This window comes from Leucobacter sp. M11 (assembly GCF_035726885.1).
Lineage (GTDB): Bacteria > Actinomycetota > Actinomycetes > Actinomycetales > Microbacteriaceae > JAPFRB01.
Map to the genome: position 1 here is coordinate 714,606 of NZ_JAPFRB010000003.1, position 1,332 is coordinate 715,937.

The 1,332-nt window shown below is 76.1% G+C and carries 1 protein-coding gene; it reads right to left on the reverse strand.

Features of this window, described 5'->3' with window-relative positions:
* On the reverse strand, positions 1-1,332 hold a 1,332-nt coding region (locus tag OOT08_RS11825), incomplete at both ends, for an amidase (RefSeq protein ID WP_325092937.1).

Genomic DNA, 1,332 nt, shown 5'->3' on the forward strand with positions numbered 1-1,332 from the left:
CGAGCCACGCCGGTTGCTCGTTCGGGGGCACGACAGCCCCGGGCTCGCCACTCGCGTCCGGGTCGGGCACGGGCCGGGGCATCGGCAGGGGGTGCTCGCCGAGGTCGGGCCGAGCAAGGTGGCCGCGGTCCCGTCGCTGGAGAGCTTCGCCCGCGCCGAGGACTCGGCCGTCGGTTCCGGGCGCACCCGTGAGGAGCAGGCCGAGCGGCATTCCGTTGCCGTCCCGCCCGGCCGGCAGGCTGAGCGAGGGGAAACCCACGGCGCTCCAGGCTGCGGTGAAGTTCGTCTCCGGCACGGGCAAGCCCCCCGAGGCTGCGTAGGGAGCGGCGCCCGTTGGCCAGGTCGGGGTCGCGATCGCGGTGTACTCGGCAAGGCGGGCGCCGAGGGCGTCCCGCAGCCGGGCGGCGCGCGCCCGGAGGGCATCCCCGGTGTCGGGCGGAAACGCGGCCCCCGCGGCCGCGATGCGACGGAAGGAGCGACCGTAGCGGTGCCAATCGGTGCTGAGTCGTTCCCGGTGTCCCGCGTGCACCTCCGCGAGGGACAGCCCCAACGTGATCTGCACGAGCTCGTCGAACTCGGGCAGCGGGAAGGCCTCGACGCGGTATCCGGCTGCCTCCAGGGTGGACAGCGAGTGGGCGACCGCCGCGCGGGTGGCGGGGTCGACGCCGCGCTCCGCGCCCAGGAGCTCCTCCGGAACCCCGATCCGTCGCGGGTCGCGACCGGAACGGGGGCCGGAGTCGGGGGCGTCGAAGCCCGGAGCGAGCACGCTCATGAGCAGCCGTGCGTCGCGCGCGCTGGGGACGATCGGGCCGACGACGTCGAGGCTCGGCGCGGCGGGCAGGCACCCCGCCGTGGGGACGAGATCGTGACTGGGGGCGAACCCCGTGAGGCCGCAGAACGCCGCGGGGATGCGAATCGACCCCGTCGTGTCGGTGCCGAGGCCCCCCGCGAACAGGCCAGCGGCGACCCCGTTCGCCGTGCCCGAGCTGGAGCCCCCCGGCCAGCGCTCGAGGTCCCACGGGTTCCGGGGCACGGGGAACGGGCTCAGCGGGTCGGGTCGGCCCATGGCGTGTTCGACCATGGTGTTGTGCCCGAGGATGACGGCCCCGGCCCCGCGAAGCGCCGCGACCGAGGCGGCGTCTTCCCCGTGGCTCGCGTCCGGGTCCGCGACGAGGCTCTGCGCATCCGCATCGCGTTCGCGGGTGCCGAGCATCGCCTTGATCCCGAGGGGCACCCCGGACAGGGGCGGCAGGGCCGCGCCAGCGGCGACGGCCCGGTCGTGTTCCTCGGCAGCCGCGCGGGCCGTCACGGGGAACCGGGCGAGGAAGCTGC